We start from the raw sequence: 17,410 nt of genomic DNA, 5'->3' as shown, positions 1-17,410 counted from the left end.
TCCGGGCGACACAGGCGACTATGGCCTGTGTCACACCTGAGCGGGAAGACAACGCGCCCAGTGAAACCTCACACCAACTCGGCGCGTCGTGGCTGTGCGTGCCGCGATACCGTCTACATGTGGCAACCCAACTCAACGGTCCCCGACTGTCTGGCCCCACCCTCGTCAAGGGTGCACGCGCCTCTCGCACCACCATCGCGCTGAAGCTCGGCATGGCGCTGAGCGGCATGGTGTTCCTCGGCTTCGTCCTCGCGCACATGTACGGCAACCTCAAGGCGTTCGCCGGCCACGACGCGTTCAACGAGTACGCCGAGCACCTCCGCGAGATCGGGGAGCCGATGCTCCCGCACGGCGGCCTGCTGTGGATCCTGCGCGTCGGCCTCATCGCCTCGCTCGTGGTCCACGTCTACTGCGCCGTGGTGCTGTGGCGGCGTGCGGCGAAGGCCCGCACCACCAAGTACGTCGTGAAGAAGGACACCGGCGCCACCCGCGCCAGCCTGATGATGCGCTGGGGCGGGGTGACCATCCTGGTGTTCCTGGTCTGGCACCTCCTCAACTTCACCATCGTCAAGGTCAACCCGCAGGGCGGGGAGACCAACGACCCCTACAACCTGATGGTCGACACGTTCGACGTGTGGTGGCTGACGGTCATCTACCTCGTCGCCATGCTGGCGCTCGGCGCCCACCTGCACCACGGCATCTGGAGCGCCGCCCAGACGCTCGGCTGGACCGGCACCGCGGCCAAGCGCCAGCGCGCCAAGGTCACCGGCTTCGTCATCGCGCTGATCGTCTCGGTCGGCTTCTCCCTCGTCCCGCTCGGTGTCCTCGCCGGCATCATCACCAAGTAAGGGGTCTGCAGCTCGTGAGCCACGACATGGACATGCCCGACACCGTCAGCGCCGCCGAGGCCTCGGCCAGCGGCTTCCTCGACGGCGACTACGACGACGCGGCGGGCTACTACACGCCCGGCACGCCGCTGGTCGACACCAAGGCGCCCGAGGGCCCGATCGCCGAACGCTGGCAGAACCGCAAGTTCGAGGCCCGCCTGGTCAACCCGTCGAACCGGCGCAAGCTGTCGATCATCATCGTCGGCACCGGCCTGGCCGGCGCCTCGGCCGCAGCCACGCTCGGCGAGGCCGGATACAACGTGAAGTCCTTCTGCTACCAGGACTCCCCGCGTCGCGCGCACTCGATCGCTGCGCAGGGCGGCATCAACGCCGCGAAGAACTACAAGGAGGACGGCGACTCCGTCCACCGCCTCTTCTACGACACGGTCAAGGGCGGCGACTACCGCTCGCGCGAGTCCAACGTCTACCGCCTCGCCGAGGTCAGCACGAACATCATCGACCAGTGCGTCGCGCAGGGCGTCCCGTTCGCCCGCGAGTACGGCGGCCTGCTCGACAACCGATCCTTCGGTGGCGTGCAGGTCTCGCGCACCTTCTACGCCCGCGGCCAGACCGGCCAGCAGCTGCTGATCGGCGCCTACCAGGCGCTCGAGCGCCAGGTCGCGGCCGGCACCGTGTCGACCTACACCCGCCACGAGATGCTCGAGCTCATCACCGTCGACGGCAAGGCGCGCGGCATCATCGCCCGCGACATGGTCACCGGTGCGGTCGAGACCCACCTCGCCGACGTCGTCGTGCTCGCCTCGGGCGGCTACGGCAACGTGTTCTACCTGTCGACCAACGCGATGGGCTGCAACGTCACCGCCGCGTGGCGTGCGCACCGCAAGGGCGCCTACATGGCCAACCCCTGCTACACGCAGATCCACCCGACCTGCATCCCCGTCTCGGGCTCGCACCAGTCGAAGCTGACGCTGATGTCGGAGTCGCTGCGCAACGACGGCCGCATCTGGGTGCCCAAGAACCAGGCCGACTGCGACAAGGACCCGCGCGACATCCCCGAGGAGGACCGCGACTACTACCTGGAGCGGATCTACCCCTCCTTCGGCAACCTGGTCCCCCGCGACATCGCCTCGCGCGCTGCCAAGAACGTCTGCGACGAGGGTCGCGGCGTCGGGCCCGAGGTCGACGGCGTACGCCGTGGTGTCTACCTCGACTTCTCCGCCGCGATCGAGCGACTGGGCAAGAAGGGCATCACGGAGAAGTACGACAACCTCTTCGACATGTACGAGCGGATCACGGGCGAGAACCCGTTCGAGGTGCCGATGCGCATCTACCCCGCCGTGCACTACGTCATGGGCGGCCTGTGGGTCGACTACGACCTCCAGTCCACGATCCCGGGCCTGTTCGTGACGGGTGAGGCCAACTTCTCCGACCACGGCGCGAACCGCCTCGGCGCCTCCGCGCTGATGCAGGGCCTGGCCGACGGCTACTTCGTCCTCCCCCACACCATCCGCGACTACCTCGCGGACGGGCCGTTCGAGGAGATCACCGAGGACCACCCCGCCGTCGTCGAGGCGCGCGAGTCGGTCAAGGGCCGCATCGACCACTTCCTGTCCGTCAACGGCACCCGCAGCGTCGACTCCTACCACCGCGAGCTCGGCAACATCATGTGGGAGTACTGCGGCATGGAGCGGACCGAGACGGGCCTGAAGAAGGCCATCGACCTCATCCGCTCGCTCAAGGACGACTTCTACCGCAACGTGAAGGTCCTGGGCGGCGCCCAGACCCTGAACCAGTCGCTCGAGAAGGCCGGCCGCGTGGCCGACTTCTTCGAGCTCGGCGAGCTGATGTGCATCGACGCCCTCAACCGACGCGAGTCGTGCGGCGGCCACTTCCGTGGCGAGTCGCAGACCGAGGACGGCGAGGCGCTGCGCCACGACGACGAGTACGCCTACGTCGCCGCGTGGGAGTGGGCCGGTGAGGACTCCATCCCCGTCCTGCACAAGGAAGACCTCGTCTACACCGCCATCGAGATGAAGCAGCGGAGCTACAAGTGAGCATGAACCTGACCCTGAAGATCTGGCGCCAGCCGGACGCCTCGTCCGCCGGGGCGATGCACACCTACCAGCTCGCCGACGTGTCCCCGGACATGTCGTTCCTGGAGATGCTCGACGTGCTGAACGAGCAGCTCAACGACAAGGGCGAGGATCCCATCGCCTTCGACCACGACTGCCGCGAGGGCATCTGCGGGTCGTGCGGGCTGATGATCAACGGCGACGCCCACGGACCGGAGGTCACCACGACCTGCCAGCTCCACATGCGCTCGTTCAAGGACGGCGAGACGATCACGATCGAGCCGTGGCGCGCCGACGCCTTCCCGGTCGTCAAGGACCTGATCGTCGACCGCAGCGCCTTCGACCGGATCGTCCAGCAGGGCGGCTACATCTCGGTCAACACCGGCTCGGCCCCCGAGGCCCACTCGGTGCCCGTCCCGCGTGACGACGCGCTGCGCGCCTTCAACGTCGCGACGTGCATCGGCTGCGGCGCCTGCGTCGCGGCGTGCCCCAACGGCTCGGCCTCGCTCTTCATGGGTGCCAAGATCACGCACCTCGGCGAGCTCCCGCAGGGGCAGCCCGAGCGTGACAGCCGCGTGGTGAACATGGTCGCCCAGCACGACCACGAGGGCTTCGGCGGCTGCACCAACATCGGTGCCTGCACCGCCGCCTGCCCCAAGGAGATCCCGCTCGACGTGATCTCCCAGCTCAACAAGGACCTGCGCACCGCGATCCGCCACGGCCACTGAGCCACACGCTCCACTGACGAGGGCCGGGGGTCTCCCCCGGCCCTCGTCTGCGTCTCGGCTCGGGGCGACGCCCCCTCTTGGGCGGTGAGTGAGGGGGCTTCTGGAACCGCAGCTTCCGCCTCAGCCACCGCTGAGCGTGCTTGGCCTGCGTCGCGCAACCGGCGGCGGTGAGTGACGAGGATCTAGGGGTCGTCGACTCCCCCTCACACACCGCTCGAGCAGGTCACCCCCGCCTTCGGCGTACGAGCTCGCTGAGCGGCAGGAACAGCGAGTCCCACAGCTCACCGAAGTTCGGCGGCGGCCCGTCGTAGCCCGCAGCGACAAGTGCCGCGTGAACCCGCCTGATCGTGGCCTTCGGCGATCGCATCCGTTCCTTGGTGACCAGCTCGTACGGCACGTCGTGCCGCCGGTAGAGCGCGTAGCGGTCGATGTCGGCGTTGTACTGGGCGCGATCGTCCTGGTGATGCGCCCCCTCGTACTCCACCACCAGTCCGTGGTCCTCGAACCAGAGTCAGGCGTGAGCTCGACACCGTCATCGAGGCGGAGCGAGCGGTTGACCTCGGGCATCGGCAGCGACGCAAAGACCACAGAGGCGAAGAGCCTCGCCTCAGGGATGGATCGGCACCGTCCCTCGAGGTGCGGCAAGGCGTAGACGGCCTCAGGCACGCCGCGCCGCCACTTCTCCTTGGTCAGGACCAGGTCGAGAAGTCTGAGGTCGAGCAACTCTTCGTGCAACAGGTAGCTCCCGACGCCGATCGCGTCGATGAGTCGGGCCTCGGCGCAGAACGCCACGAAGGCGGCCTCGATGGTGGCTCCCACTTCGTCGCACGCCGGCATCTTCACGGTGCGGTGGAGGAACACCCCGTCGAGCACCAGGTGGTGGTCCCCCTCGATCACGAAGTGCAGCGGAAACACCGCGCCGACGTCGAGCCCGAGCTGACGCAACCTGGTCACACCGGTCGTACGCGCCGTGGTCGGCAGCGCCAGCCTCGCTGCCTCCACGTGGTCGGCCCAGGTCATCTCGTGGTCGCGATGGACGTACACCGCCTCGTGGAGGCGGCGGAACTGGACACCCTCGAGAACGTCCCTGCTCACGCCCGACTCGAGTGCGACGCGACGGTGGACGGCGCCCATACGGAGATGATCTGGTACGGCGAACATCGCGCCATTGGTCCATCATCCGATCTTGGCCACCACCGCCGTCCGGTCGGCCTGTGGACGAGAGGCGCCGAGCGGTCCGTGTGGACGGCTGGTGGCCCGCAAACAGCGGTGGGCAGAGAGGCTACTGAGCCGCGTGTGCCCTCCTCACGCACCGCCCAGTGGGCGAGTTGTTCTCCTTTGCCCACCAAGCGGTGAGCAAGGAGGACTCCGCACCCCAAGGAGCCCCCTCACTCACCGCTCAAGCGGCAGGAGAACAGCCCTAGCGCCGACGGCGTACGAGCGCGACGAGGCCGAGCATCGAGGCCGCTCCCGCGGCGAAAGCGGCCTTCGGGGAGGACCCGGCGGGAGCAGGAGCGGAGCGTACGACGTCCGCTGCCGCCGCGAGGTCGATGCGCGGGCCCTCGACGGTCTGGTCGGCGACGAGCTGGGCCTCGCGCGCGGCGCGGGCCTCGGGCGAGGTGTGCGCCCAGGCGGCGGCGAGGACCACGACGCGGGAGAAGTAGTTGATCCACACGAGCAGGATCAGCGCGATGCCGAAGGCCTGGACGGCCGGCTGCTCACGGGTGGCCTGCAGCAGCACCGTCGAGAGCTGCTTGAGCAGCTCGAAGGCGATCGCGCCGAGCAGCGCCCCCGACCAGAGCGAGCGCGACGGCACGTTGGGGCTGGCGAGGAGGCGGAAGAAGGCGAAGAAGAGCACCGTGCTCGCCGCGAGGCCGAGCGCCAGCGCGAGCGCCCAGAGAAGGGGCTTGGCACCGGCGCCGAGGCCGAGGAGCTCGAGGATGGGGGTGGCGATCTTGGTCGCCACGCCCGACACGGCGACGCTCACCAGGAGCACCGAGCCGAGGGTCAGCAGCGCCAGCAGGTCGCGCACCTTGCCGACGACGAAGTTGGGCTGCTCGCGCTCGGGCTCCTCGAAGACCGCGATGAGCGCAGTGCGCATCCCGGACAGCCAGCCGAGGCCGGAGTAGAGGGCGAGCAGGAGCCCCACGCTGAGGATGCCGGGCGCGTTCTCCTGGAAGGTGGCCAGGTCGAGACCGTCCTGGCCTCCCACGATCCCCGGCAGGATGTCGTTGATCGCGGTGACGAGGTCGTCGTCGGCGTTGGAGTAGGCCCGCGACACGAGGCCGATCACGGCGAAGGCGAGCGCCAGGATCGGGAAGAAGGACAGGAACGCGAAGTACGTCACCGCGGCGGCGAGTGCCGAACCGTTGACGTTGCCGAAGTGCTCGACCATCCGCACGAGGTGGTCGACGAGGGGCCGACGCTCGCGTACGTCGGCGACCTTCGCCTTGACCGAGTCGAGGAGCGCCATCAGCCGAGCTCGTAGCGGTCGGTGGGCCGCCAGCCGGCCTGCTCGTCGTGGACGTAGAGGCTGAAGGCGTCGACGCCGAAGCGGCACTCGAAGGTGGCCAGCTCGTCGAAGGCCCGGTCCAGGACCGGGTCGTCGAGGTGGTGGGCGATGGTGACGTGCGGGTGGTAGGGGAAGTCGAGGTCGACCGCGAGGGGACCCTTGCGTACGGCGTCGGCGAGCACCTCGCAGTGCGAGATCCCCTCGGCCACCGTCACGAAGACCACCGGGGACACCGGGCGGAACGTGCCGGTGCCGCGCAGGTGGATGTCGAAGGGCTCCACGGCCGAGGCCGCGTGCGCGAGATGCTCGGTGACGGTGTCGAGCTCGGCGTCCTCGACCTCCGCCGGAGGGATGAGGGTGATGTGCGTCGGGATCTGCGTCGCGGTCGTGTCACCGACCGAGGTGCGGTAGTCCTGGAGCTCACTCGCCCAGGGCTCGGGGATCGCGATGGCTACTCCGATGGTGGGCACTCGCCGACCCTACATAACCGGTTCGCCGCACCGTGCAGCCGGGAAGTAGGCTCGCCCGTCGTGAGTGACACCTTCCGCGCCGCCCAGGCCCGCAGCGAGGCGATCGAGCAGCAGATGGCCGACGACCCGGCCTCGCTGCGGATGCTGACCGGGGACCGTCCGACCGGAGCGCTGCACATCGGCCACTACTTCGGCTCGATCCGCAACCGCCTCCGCCTGCAGGACAGCGGCGCCGAGATCTGGCAGCTCATCGCCGACTACCAGGTGATCACCGACCGCGAGGTCGCCGGCGACATCGCCGGCAACGTGCGCAACCTGCTGCTCGACAACATCGCGGCCGGGCTCGACCCCGAGAAGGCGACGATCTTCACCCACTCCTCCGTCCCGGCGCTCAACCAGCTGATGCTGCCCTTCCTCAGCCTGGTCAGCGTCGCGGAGCTCCAGCGCAACCCCACCGTGAAGGACGAGGCCAAGTCGGCCGGCATCACCTCGATCGGCGGGCTGCTGCTCACCTACCCCGTCCACCAGGCCGCCGACATCCTGTTCTGCAAGGCCAACGTCGTCCCGGTGGGACGCGACCAGCTCCCCCACCTCGAGCAGACCCGGGTCGTGGCGCGACGCTTCAACGACCGCTACGCAGCGGTCTTCCCCGAGCCCGGTGCCCTGCTGTCGGAGGCGCCGCTGATCCTCGGCACCGACGGCACCAAGATGAGCAAGTCCAAGGGCAACGTCGTCGAGCTGCGGATGACCGCCGACGAGACGGCCAAGAAGCTCAAGGGCGCCAAGACCGACAGCGACCGCGTCATCACCTACGACCCGGACGGGCGTCCCGAGGTCGCCAACCTCCTCACCCTCATCGCGCTCTGCGAGGGCACCGAGCCGGCCACCGTCGCCGAGGAGGTCGGCGACGGTGGCGGTGGGGCGCTCAAGGGCCGGCTCACCGACGCGATCAACACCGAGCTCGCCCCGCTGCGCGCGCGCCGCGCCGAGCTCGAGGCCGATCCCGGCTACCTCGTCGAGGTGCTGCGACGCGGCAACACGCGCGCCAACGAGGTGGCCGAGGCGACGCTCGACGAGGTGCGCGAGGCGATGGGCATGGTCTACGGGTGAACCCACCCGCCGTGCTGCCCCGGGTCCCGAGGGCCTGGCCGTCGCTGCGCTCGTCCTGGCCTCGGTCTACACAGTCGTCGAGGTGCTGCTCTTCGTGACGTCCTTCGGCGCCGCAGAGGCGTACGCCGACGCGGCGCGCGAGGGTGCCGACGTGACCACGGTCCTCACCGCCTACGACGTGCTGAGCATCGGTTATGCCGTGCTCCTGCCGCTGTGGATCGTGACGAGCCTGTTCCTCCAGCGGGCCCGACGCATCGCGGAGGCGCTCGCTCCCGGGTTCCCCCACCAGCGCGGTCCGGCGTGGACGTGGCTCGGCTGGGTCGTGCCAGTCGTGGGTCTGTGGTTCCCCTACCAGGTGGTGCGCGACATCGTCCGCAACGCCTGGCGCGACCCCTGGGGCGACCAGCGGCGACGACTCAACCTCGGCCTGTGGTGGGGACTGTGGGTCGTGGCGCTCTTCGCCGGGCAGATCGCCTCGCGCCTGCTCCCCTGGTCGGGGACCCCCGACGCCGACCTGGTGGCCCTGCTGCCCCTGTTCCACGGGATCACGGCCGCCGTCACCGTGGCCGGCCTGGTGCTCTGGGTGCGCATCGTCAACTCACTCATGCACGCGCTCAAGGAGCCTGTCGAGGTGACGAACGTCACACTCCCACTGTGATGTGACTCACCAGTAGGTTTCCGCTCGAGGCCGGGTCGTCCGGTCCGGGAGGGAAGCCACCATGGCAGCAACATCTCGCCGTCGAACCCACGCTCGGGGTCGGTCGGCACGCGCGATCGCGTCACTCTTCACCGTCCTCACCGCCACGCTCGTGACCGGAGCCCTCGCTCCGACCACGGCCCACGCAGCCGTCGCGGAACCGCCGCGGCCCGCGTTCTACGAGACCCCAGCCTCGCTACCCAGCGCCAACGGCGCGCTGATCCGCAGCGAGCCGATGACGTTCCTGCTCGACCCGCTCGACGTGACGAGCCTGGTCCGCAACGCCAAGCGGGTGCTCTACAAGAGCACCAACCGCGCAGGCAGGCCCATCGCGGTCTCCGGCACCGTCCTGGTGCCGAACGCACCGTGGATCGGCGTGGGCTCGCGCCCGGTCATCGGCTACGCACCCGGCACCCAGGGCATGGCGGACCGGTGCGCCCCGTCGCGACAGTTCTCCGAGGGCATCGAGTACGAGGGCATCGGCATCGAGGGCCTGCTGCTGCGCGGGTACGCCGTCGCGATGCCCGACTACGAGGGCCTCGGCACCGTCGGCGTCCACACCTACATGGACCGGGTCTCGCAGGGCCGGGCCACGCTCGACGTCGTACGCGCCGCGCAGCGCCTGTCCGGCACGGGGCTGAGCAGCACCAGCCCGGTCGGGCTGATGGGCTACTCCCAGGGCGGGGGCGCCGCAGCCTCCGCGGTCGAGCTCGCCTCGACGTACGCCCCCGAACTGCGCCTCAAGGGTGCGGTGGTCGGCGCGGTCCCGGCCGACCTCACCAAGGTCGCCACCAACCTCGACGGCGGGCTCTACTCCTCGTTCGCCTTCTTCGCGCTGCGCGGCCTCGCGGCCAGCTACGACGTCGACCTCTCGCCCTACCTCAACGCGACGGGTCGCGCGACCAGCGACCGGGTCGAGACCGAGTGCGTCTTCGACCTGCTCAACAACGCCTTCGTGAAGTCCTCGACGCTGAGCTACAACGGCCAGCCGATGTCGACCCTGATGGCCGCGGAACCGTTCAAGTCGATCGTGGCCGCCCAGCGCATCGGCACCATCAAGCCGAGGGTCCCCGTGCTGGTCACCCACTCAGCGCTCGACGACGTGATCCCCTACTCGGTGGGCAAGCAGATGGCGAAGTCGTGGTGCGGCAAGGGCGCCAACGTCTTCTTCTCCACCAACGTCGCCCCGCTCCACGTGGGCGGCATCGTGCCGCAGACGGTGGAGGCGCTGCCGTTCTTCGAGGCGAGGTTCCTCGGCCTGCCGCAGATCAGCAACTGCTGGCTGATCTGAGCCGGCCCCACCCAGGACGACACGAGCCCCGCCCGCTCCCCGGGCGGGGCTCGTGCTGCGTCAGCGCTGTGGGGCTCAGACCACCCAGCCGAGGTTGTCGACGACCAGGTCGGCCATCGGGTAGACCCCCTTGAGCTCCTCGCGCCGCTTCAGCAGCTCCACCACGTCGTGCACGTTGCGGTCGCGCAGCTCGCGACGGCGCTCCATCGCGGTGATGATCGTGTCCTCGTCCATGCCTGACCTCCGGAAAATTTCGGGGCGGACCCCCCGCCTCCATGACTTGGATCGTTCCAAGTCTGGCTTACGCAGGAGTTCCGTTTGTGTTAACGCCAGGAAAATCAGCTGGCGGTCGACGCGCGGCCACGCACGTGGAGGGTGGCGGAGAGCAGCAGGATCGCCACCCCGGCCAGCGACAGCCCGAGGCCCACGAGCGCCGGGGCGCGCAGGCCCCAGCCGGCGGCGATGACCAGGCCACCGAGCCAGGCGCCGAGGGCGTTGGCGATGTTGAGCGAGGCGTGGTTCATCGCCGCACCGAGCGTCTGGGCCTCTCCGGCGACGTCCATCAGGCGCAGCTGGAGGTTGACGACGAGCACCGATCCCAGCGTGGTGATGAGGAAGACCACCGGCAGCGCCGCCCAGCCGTACGGCGCGGCGACCCAGAAGGCCAGCAGGGCAGCCGCCATGCCGACCCCGCCGATGATCAGCGAGCGGAAGATCGACCAGTCCGCCATGATCCCGGCCAGCCAGGTGCCGGCGACCATGCCGAGGCCGAAGGACAGCAGGAAGATCGCGACCGACCGCTCCCCCAGGCCCGCGACGTCGGTGACGACGGGCGCGATGTAGGTGTAGACGGCGAACATGCCGCCGAAGCCCACTGCGCCGGCCAGCAGGGTCAGCCACACCTGGGGGACCTTGAAAGCGGAGAGCTCACGGCGTCCGCTCGCCTCGGCGTCACCCGGCACCGAGGGGACGAACCACGCGACCAGGGCCAGCGTCACCACGGCGAGTCCGGAGGCTGCCCAGAACGCCGCACGCCACCCGAGCTCCTGGCCGAGCACGGTCGCTGCAGGTACGCCGAGCACGTTGGCGACCGAGAGGCCCAGCATCACCTGCGAGACCGCCCGTCCCTTGCGCGAGGGACGGGCCATGCTGGCCGCGACCAGGGACGCGACGCCGAAGTAGGCGCCGTGCGGGAGACCGGCGGCGAAGCGCGCGAGCATCAGCTGCTCGTAGGAGGTGGCCAGGGCGCTGACGCTGTTGCCCAGCGCGAAGGCGGCCATCAGCGCGAGGAGCAGCGCCCGCCGCGGGAGCCGCGCGCCGAGGAAGGCGAGCACGGGGGCGCCCACCACCACGCCCACGGCGTACGCCGAGATGACGTGGCCGCCGGTGGGGATCGAGACGTCGACCCCTCCGGCGATCTGCGGCAGCAGGCCCATCGTCACGAACTCCGTCGTGCCGATCGCGAAGCCGCCCATCGCCAGCGCCAGGACGGCGAGCCCGAAGTGCCGGGCGGTCACCGAGGGGACGTCGAGGTCGTCGAGCGTGGGTTCGGCCGGGGCGGGAGCAGCAGTCGTCATCACCTCCCGCAAGAGCCCCTCGCGGGGGGATATTCCCCGGCCGGGCGCCGGGTGGTCGAGGTCACCCGGTCGCGGCAGCCGCTCCCGCGCCGGCGCGGGAGCGTTCCCAGAGGTGCAGCCCGAGGTCGACCACCGTCTTGAGGCCGAGCAGCACGAGCACCGGCGCGACCTCGCGCACGCCACCGGGCGAGCCACCGGGGGCGACGGTGCCCATCACGAGGCCGAAGCCCACGAGGATCCCGACGTGCAGCACCAGCATGCGGGGATAGGGCAGCCACATCGCGCGCTGCGCGGAGACGACGAGACGCTCGCCGCCGTCGTACCAGTTGATCCAGAGCGAGGCGAGGTGGCTCAGCCCGAGCGCGACACCGGCCAGCAGCCAGGACGCCGGGTGCAGCTCACCCCCGGCGAGGAAGGCCATCACGAAGGCGAAGACCCCGTGGACGAAGGTGAAGATGCCGTAGTGGAGGGCGAAGAAGAACGCCAGCGGGCGGGGGTCGTCGGGATCGACCGGGCGGCCGTTCAGCTTCCACGACGAGGCGGCCCGTCCCGGCACGCCGCGGGCGGTGCGGACCTTGACGATCGTGATCGCCCAGACCGCGACGTTCTCGAGCCAGTAGACGACGAAGACGTCCCCCACCGACATGTGGCCGGCCCAGACCGCCCAGACGGGCAGGAGGTTGCCGACGACCAGGGAGACGGCGGAGAGCAGGGGCGCCCGCGGCGGCCCCTGCTCTCCCGTGCTCATGTGCGGATGCTCAGCCGATGGTGGCGAGCGCCTCGTTGAAGGTCGTCGACGGGCGCATCACCGCCGCCGCCTTCTCCGGGTCGGGGCGGAAGTAGCCACCGATGTCGGCCGGCTTGCCCTGCACCGCGAGCAGCTCCTCGACGATCGTCTGCTCGTTCTCGCGCAGCGTGCCGGCCAGGGCGGCGAAGGCGGCCGCGAGCTCGGCGTCCTCGGTCTGCTTCGCGAGCTCCTCGGCCCAGTACAGGGCGAGGTAGAAGTGCGAGCCGCGGTTGTCGATCGTGCCGAGCTTGCGGCCCGGGGAGCGGTCCTCGTTGAGGAAGGTCTCCGTCGCGCGGTCGAGCGTCTCGCCGAGGATCCGGGCGCGCGCGTTGTCGTCGTAGCCGCCGAGGTGGTCGAGCGAGGCGGCCAGCGCGAAGAACTCGCCCAGGCTGTCCCAGCGCAGGTAGTCCTCCTTCACCAGCTGCTGCACGTGCTTGGGCGCCGAGCCGCCCGCGCCGGTCTCGAAGAGGCCGCCACCGTTCATCAGCGGGACGATCGAGAGCATCTTGGCGCTGGTGCCGAGCTCGAGGATCGGGAACAGGTCGGTGTTGTAGTCGCGCAGCACGTTGCCGGTCACCGAGATCGTGTCCTCGCCGCGGCGGATCCGCTCGAGCGAGTACGTCGTCGCCTCGGCCGGCGCCATGATCTCCAGCGTCAGGCCCTCGGTGTCGTGCTCGGGCAGGTAGGCCTCGATCTTGGCGATCAGGTTGGCGTCGTGCGCGCGGCTCTTGTCGAGCCAGAAGATGGCGGGCGTCGCGCTGGCGCGGGCCCGGGTCACGGCGAGCTTGACCCAGTCGCGGATCGAGGCGTCCTTGGTCTGGCAGGCACGCCAGATGTCGCCGGGCTGCACGTCGTGCGACATCAGCACGTCACCGGCGGCGTTGCGGACCTCGACCTTGCCCGCGGCAGGAACCTCGAAGGTCTTGTCGTGCGAGCCGTACTCCTCGGCCGCCTTGGCCATCAGGCCGACGTTGGGCACCGAGCCCATGGTCGAGGGGTCGAGCGCTCCGTGGGTGCGGCAGTCGTCGATCGTGGCCTGGTAGATGCCGGCGTAGGAGGAATCGGGGATCACCGCGAGCGTGTCCTGCTGCTCGCCGTCGGCGTTCCACATCTGGCCCGAGGTGCGGATCATCGCCGGCATCGAGGCGTCGATGATGACGTCGGAGGGCACGTGGAGGTTGGTGATGCCCTTGTCGGAGTCGACCATCGCCAGGGCCGGGCCCTCGGCGAGGCCCTTCTCGAAGGCGGCCTTGATCTCCGCGCCGCCCTCCACCTTGTCCAGGCCGGCGAGGATGCCGCCCAGGCCGTCGTTGGCCGAGAGGCCGGCGGCGGCGAGCTGCTCGCCGTGCTGGGCGAACACGTCGGCGAAGTAGGCGCGCACGACGTGGCCGAAGATGATCGGGTCGGAGACCTTCATCATCGTGGCCTTGAGGTGGGCGGAGAAGAGCACGCCGTCGGCCTTGGCCTTCGCGACCTGCTCCTCGAGGAAGGCGTCCAGCGCGGAGGCGCTCATGAAGGTCGCGTCGACGACCTCGCCCTCGAGGACCGCGAGGCCCTCCTTGAGGACGGTCTCCTCGCCGCCCGCGCCGACGTGCACGATCGAGAGGGTGTCGTCGGACTCGAGCACGACCGACTGCTCGTTGCTGCGGAAGTCGTCCTGGCCCATCGTCGCGACCGACGTCTTCGACTCGCTGCTCCAGGCACCCATCGAGTGCGGGTGGGCCTTGGCATAGTTCTTCACCGACGCCGGGGCGCGACGGTCGGAGTTGCCCTCGCGCAGGACCGGGTTCACCGCGGAACCCTTGACCTTGTCGTAGCGGGCGCGGACCTCACGCTCGTCGTCGGTCTGAGGGTTCTCCGGGTAGGCCGGCAGGTCGTAGCCCTGCGACTGCAGCTCGGCGATGGTCGCCTTGAGCTGCGGGATCGAGGCGGAGATGTTGGGCAGCTTGATGATGTTGGCCTCGGGCTTGGTGGCCAGCTCGCCGAGCTCGGCGAGGGCGTCGTCGAGACGCTGCTCCTCCGTCAGGCGGTCGGGGAACTGCGCGATCACGCGGCCGGCGAGGGAGATGTCGCGCGTCTCGACCTCGACACCGGCGGTCTTCGCGTAGGCGGCGATGATCGGGAGGAAGGAGTACGTCGCGAGCAGCGGCGCCTCGTCGGTGTGGGTGTAGATGATCTTGGCCATGGGACGACAGCTCCTGGTGGTCGCTCTGGGTGGTCGATCGGGCGGCATAACTCTTGACGTCAAGATACCTGACACCGGGCTGCGCCGCGACTCGCCTACCCTCGCACCCCGGTGCGAGCGAGGCTAGGCTTCGCGTGGCCTACGCGGGGTACGGCCACCACGACTCTGGAGGGGACTCGCCAATGAGCGACACCGTCGAAGCCACACCGACCACCGGGCAGAAGTTCACCGCCGAGACGTTGGGCACGTTCGTGCTCGTGTTCTTCGGCTGCGGCGCCGCCGTCTACAGCGGCGGCGACCTCGTCGCGACCGCCCTGACCTTCGGCCTCACCGTCGTGGTGATGGCGTACGCCGTCGGCCGCATCTCGGGCGGGCACTTCAACCCGGCCGTGACGCTGGGCGCCGTGCTCGGCGGCCGCCTGCCGTGGAACCAGGTCGGCATCTACATGGCCGCCCAGCTCCTCGGCGGCCTGCTCGCCGGCGCGATGCTGTTCGGGCTCGGCAACGGCTTCGAGGGCTTCAGCGCCGAGGGCAACATGGGGCAGAACTTCTTCGGCGACCAGGGCTCGGGCTACGCCTGGTGGGCAGCGCTGCTGGTGGAGATCCTGCTCACCGCGATCTTCCTCTGGATCATCCTCGCGGTCACCGACGAGCGCAACGAGGTCAACGCCGTGATGGGGCCGCTCGCGATCGGCCTGGCGCTGGCGATGATCCACTTCGTCGCGATCCCGCTCACCGGCACCTCGGTCAACCCGGCCCGCTCGATCGGCGTGGGTGTCTTCGCCGGCACCGACGCGATCGTCCAGCTCTGGCTCTTCGTCGTCGCCCCGCTCGTCGGCGCGGCCATCGCCGGACTCACCTACCCGCTGCTTTTCGGCCAGGGCGCGACCCCGGTCGCCGGCTCCGGCCTCAACTTCGGCGGCGGCCGCAAGGACCAGTTCGTCCCCGGCAGCTACGAGGCCCAGTGGAACCAGGGCCAGCAGGGCGGCTGGGGCCAGCCCGGCGCCGCGTGGGGCGCTCCCCCGCAGCAGCAGTGGGGCCAGCCCGCGCCGCAGCAGCAGCCCGACCCGTACTCCACGCCCCAGGCGGCACCGCAGCAGCCCGGCCAGTGGGGCCAGCCGGCCCCGGCAGAGCAGCCGCAGCAGCAGCCGCCGTCGCAGCCCGGTCAGTGGGGTGCTCCGCAGCAGCAGCCCGGGCAGCAGCCCGGGCAGCCCGGCGCTCCGGGCCACTGGGGCAACCCCGACGGCGACGACGACGGCCGCACCCAGGTGCGCCGGCCGGACTGACCGACCTAGCGCGAGAGGACTGCCTGCCAGCCGGCGGTGAGGTCCTCGACACTGGCGAGGCCGACGCCCCGCTCGTAGACGTTGCGAGTGGTGGTGCCGGCCTCGTCGCGCGTCTGGACCAACGTGTCCGACTGGTCCTCGACCCGGGTGCGGGCCTCGAGGAGGTTCGGCACGCTGAACCGCAGCCAGCCGTCACCGAGCCGCGGGTCCGCGGGCATCGCCAGGCCCGCCTCAGCGGAGTCGACACCGGCACGCCAGGACAGCCCGGTGGCCGAGTCGACGCCCACCAGCCAGACGTTGCCGGCCTCGTCCTGGGCGTAGAAACGGATCTCCTCGGCGGTGGGGCCGTCGAGGTCCATCACGACCCGCAGCGCGGTCGCCTCCAGCCCGGCGATCTCGGTGGTGGCATCGAGGACCTCGGCGTCGATCGTCCCGAGAGGGCGCCCCTCCTCGCTCACGTCGTAGCGCCACGTCGCGCCGGGCTCCAGCGCGAGCCACGGGTTGTCGACGCCGCTGACGAAGTCGTCGGGCGAGGGGCTCGGCGTCGGGATGACCAGGCCGTTGATCCCCGGGGAGTCGTAGGGCTGCGGCTGGCCCAGGCCCGCGCAGCCCGACAGCCCGAGCGCGAGGCAGGCCGCCAGCGCTGCTGCGGCCCGCGGGCGGCGTACGGCTCCGGGGGGCCTCGTCATGGGCGCCAGCATGCCAGCCGCGCACCAGCCCGCCACCAGCGGCGGCGGCGCTGCTAGCGTCAGCGGGACACCACGCTCGCGCTCACCTCACGAGGAGAAACCCACCGTGACCTCCGAACCGCTCAAGGTTGCCGTCACCGGCGCCGCCGGTCAGATCGGCTACAGCCTGCTCTTCCGCCTCGCCAGCGGCGCCCTCGCCACGGACCGCCCGATCGAGCTCCGCCTGCTCGAGATCGAGCCTGCCCTCAAGGCGCTCGAGGGCGTCGTGATGGAGCTCGACGACTGCGCCTTCCCGCAGCTCGCGGGCGTGGAGATCGGCGCGGACGCCGAGAAGATCTTCGACGGCGTCAACCTCGCCCTGCTCGTCGGCGCGCGCCCGCGCGGCCCGGGCATGGAGCGCGGCGACCTGCTCTCGGCCAACGGTGCGATCTTCACCGCGCAGGGCAAGGCCCTCAACGCGGTCGCTGCCGACGACGTCCGCATCGGCGTCACCGGCAACCCGGCCAACACCAACGCCCTCATCGCGATGAGCAACGCCCCCGACATCCCGCGCGAGCGCTTCTCCGCGCTGACCCGCCTCGACCACAACCGCGCGATCAGCCAGCTCGCGGCCAAGACCGGCGCGTCCGTGACCGACATCAAGAAGATGACGATCTGGGGCAACCACTCCGCGACCCAGTACCCCGACCTCTTCCACGCCGAGGTCGGCGGCCGCAACGCCGCCGAGCTCGTCGGCGACCAGGCCTGGCTGGAGAACGACTTCATCCCGACCGTCGCCAAGCGCGGCGCCGCGATCATCGACGCCCGGGGCTCGTCCTCGGCCGCCTCGGCCGCGTCCGCCACCATCGACGCCGCCCGCGACTGGCTCTTCGGCTCCGCAGCCGACGACTGGGTCTCGATGGCCGTGGCGTCCAAGGGCGAGTACGGCGTGCCCGAGGGCCTGATCTCCTCGTTCCCCGTCACCACCTCCGGTGGCGACTGGTCGATCGTCGAGGGCCTCGAGATCGACGACTTCTCCCGGGCGCGCATCGACGCCTCGACCGCCGAGCTGGCCGAGGAGCGCCAGGCGGTCACCGAGCTCGGCCTCATCTGAGGCACTGACGCACCCGAGCGGTGCGTGGGACAGGTTCTGCAGTCGAGAAACCTGTCCCACGCACC

At 70.3% G+C, this 17,410-nt stretch carries 16 protein-coding genes; 8 read left to right on the top strand and 8 right to left on the bottom strand.

Annotation, left to right across the window (positions count from 1 at the left end):
- The first annotated feature begins 119 nt into the window (after positions 1-119).
- From IRX98_RS06960 to IRX98_RS06950, 3 genes are read left to right on the top strand one after another with little or no spacing between them, the layout of a single operon-like run.
- Positions 120-848: a succinate dehydrogenase cytochrome b subunit gene (locus IRX98_RS06960; protein ID WP_224275115.1), complete on the top strand. Its 729-nt coding sequence runs from the start codon at positions 120-122 to the stop codon at positions 846-848.
- Positions 849-880: 32 nt separating this feature from the next.
- Complete coding sequence (locus tag IRX98_RS06955) at positions 881-2,902, top strand: fumarate reductase/succinate dehydrogenase flavoprotein subunit (RefSeq protein ID WP_224275748.1); 2,022 nt, start codon at positions 881-883, stop codon at positions 2,900-2,902.
- Between the two features lie 2 nt (positions 2,903-2,904).
- On the top strand, positions 2,905-3,648 hold the full coding sequence (locus tag IRX98_RS06950; protein ID WP_224275113.1) for a succinate dehydrogenase/fumarate reductase iron-sulfur subunit: 744 nt from the start codon (positions 2,905-2,907) through the stop codon (positions 3,646-3,648).
- A 120-nt stretch (positions 3,649-3,768) separates the two neighbouring features.
- Here the strand turns inward: IRX98_RS06950 and IRX98_RS06945 are convergent, their stop codons facing one another.
- The 3 genes from IRX98_RS06945 to IRX98_RS06935 all read right to left on the bottom strand — a co-directional run bounded on the left by IRX98_RS06945 (position 3,769) and on the right by IRX98_RS06935 (position 6,630).
- Entirely contained in the window at positions 3,769-4,782 is a 1,014-nt protein-coding gene (locus tag IRX98_RS06945) for a hypothetical protein (protein WP_224275111.1), read from the bottom strand.
- A gap of 286 nt (positions 4,783-5,068) precedes the next feature.
- Complete coding sequence (locus IRX98_RS06940) at positions 5,069-6,121, bottom strand: YihY/virulence factor BrkB family protein (protein WP_224275109.1); 1,053 nt, start codon at positions 6,119-6,121, stop codon at positions 5,069-5,071.
- The gene (locus IRX98_RS06935) at positions 6,121-6,630 is read right to left on the bottom strand and encodes a 2'-5' RNA ligase family protein (RefSeq protein WP_224275107.1); all 510 of its coding nucleotides are present in this window, start codon (positions 6,628-6,630) and stop codon (positions 6,121-6,123) included. The genes IRX98_RS06940 and IRX98_RS06935 overlap by 1 nt, the downstream gene beginning before the upstream one ends.
- Positions 6,631-6,690: 60 nt before the next feature.
- Between IRX98_RS06935 and trpS the strand changes: the two genes are divergently transcribed.
- The 3 genes from trpS to IRX98_RS06920 all read left to right on the top strand — a co-directional run bounded on the left by trpS (position 6,691) and on the right by IRX98_RS06920 (position 9,728).
- Entirely contained in the window at positions 6,691-7,740 is a 1,050-nt protein-coding gene (gene trpS / locus IRX98_RS06930) for a tryptophan--tRNA ligase (protein ID WP_224275105.1), read from the top strand.
- A gap of 82 nt (positions 7,741-7,822) precedes the next feature.
- The gene (locus tag IRX98_RS06925; protein WP_224275103.1) at positions 7,823-8,398 is read left to right on the top strand and encodes a DUF4328 domain-containing protein; all 576 of its coding nucleotides are present in this window, start codon (positions 7,823-7,825) and stop codon (positions 8,396-8,398) included.
- A 151-nt stretch (positions 8,399-8,549) separates the two neighbouring features.
- The gene (locus tag IRX98_RS06920; protein ID WP_224275101.1) at positions 8,550-9,728 is read left to right on the top strand and encodes a lipase family protein; all 1,179 of its coding nucleotides are present in this window, start codon (positions 8,550-8,552) and stop codon (positions 9,726-9,728) included.
- A gap of 75 nt (positions 9,729-9,803) precedes the next feature.
- On the opposite strand, the gene IRX98_RS06915 is transcribed toward IRX98_RS06920, so the two are convergent.
- From IRX98_RS06915 to IRX98_RS06900, 4 genes are all read right to left on the bottom strand, one after another.
- Positions 9,804-9,962, bottom strand: a complete 159-nt coding sequence (locus tag IRX98_RS06915; RefSeq protein ID WP_224275099.1) for a hypothetical protein — start codon at positions 9,960-9,962, stop codon at positions 9,804-9,806.
- Positions 9,963-10,066: 104 nt separating this feature from the next.
- The gene (locus IRX98_RS06910) at positions 10,067-11,305 is read right to left on the bottom strand and encodes an MFS transporter (protein ID WP_224275097.1); all 1,239 of its coding nucleotides are present in this window, start codon (positions 11,303-11,305) and stop codon (positions 10,067-10,069) included.
- Positions 11,306-11,366: 61 nt separating this feature from the next.
- Complete coding sequence (locus IRX98_RS06905) at positions 11,367-12,053, bottom strand: DUF6498-containing protein (protein WP_224275094.1); 687 nt, start codon at positions 12,051-12,053, stop codon at positions 11,367-11,369.
- 10 nt (positions 12,054-12,063) lie between these two features.
- The gene (locus IRX98_RS06900) at positions 12,064-14,277 is read right to left on the bottom strand and encodes an NADP-dependent isocitrate dehydrogenase (RefSeq protein WP_224275092.1); all 2,214 of its coding nucleotides are present in this window, start codon (positions 14,275-14,277) and stop codon (positions 12,064-12,066) included.
- Positions 14,278-14,459: 182 nt separating this feature from the next.
- Here IRX98_RS06900 and IRX98_RS06895 point away from each other — a divergent pair, with 182 nt between their 5' ends.
- Positions 14,460-15,563 (top strand): MIP family channel protein, encoded by a 1,104-nt coding sequence (locus IRX98_RS06895; RefSeq protein WP_224275089.1) that lies wholly within the window; start codon positions 14,460-14,462, stop codon positions 15,561-15,563.
- Positions 15,564-15,568: 5 nt separating this feature from the next.
- On the opposite strand, the gene IRX98_RS06890 is transcribed toward IRX98_RS06895, so the two are convergent.
- The gene (locus IRX98_RS06890) at positions 15,569-16,252 is read right to left on the bottom strand and encodes a hypothetical protein (protein WP_224275087.1); all 684 of its coding nucleotides are present in this window, start codon (positions 16,250-16,252) and stop codon (positions 15,569-15,571) included.
- 106 nt (positions 16,253-16,358) lie between these two features.
- Here IRX98_RS06890 and IRX98_RS06885 point away from each other — a divergent pair, with 106 nt between their 5' ends.
- Positions 16,359-17,345, top strand: coding sequence for a malate dehydrogenase (locus tag IRX98_RS06885; protein WP_224275085.1), 987 nt, complete (start codon positions 16,359-16,361; stop codon positions 17,343-17,345).
- The last annotated feature ends 65 nt before the right edge of the window (positions 17,346-17,410 follow it).

The organism is Nocardioides lacusdianchii, from assembly GCF_020102855.1.
Classification (GTDB): Bacteria; Actinomycetota; Actinomycetes; order Propionibacteriales; family Nocardioidaceae; genus Nocardioides; species Nocardioides lacusdianchii.
The sequence above is the reverse complement of the archived record's forward strand: the minus strand, read 5'-3'. Positions and strand labels throughout refer to the sequence as shown.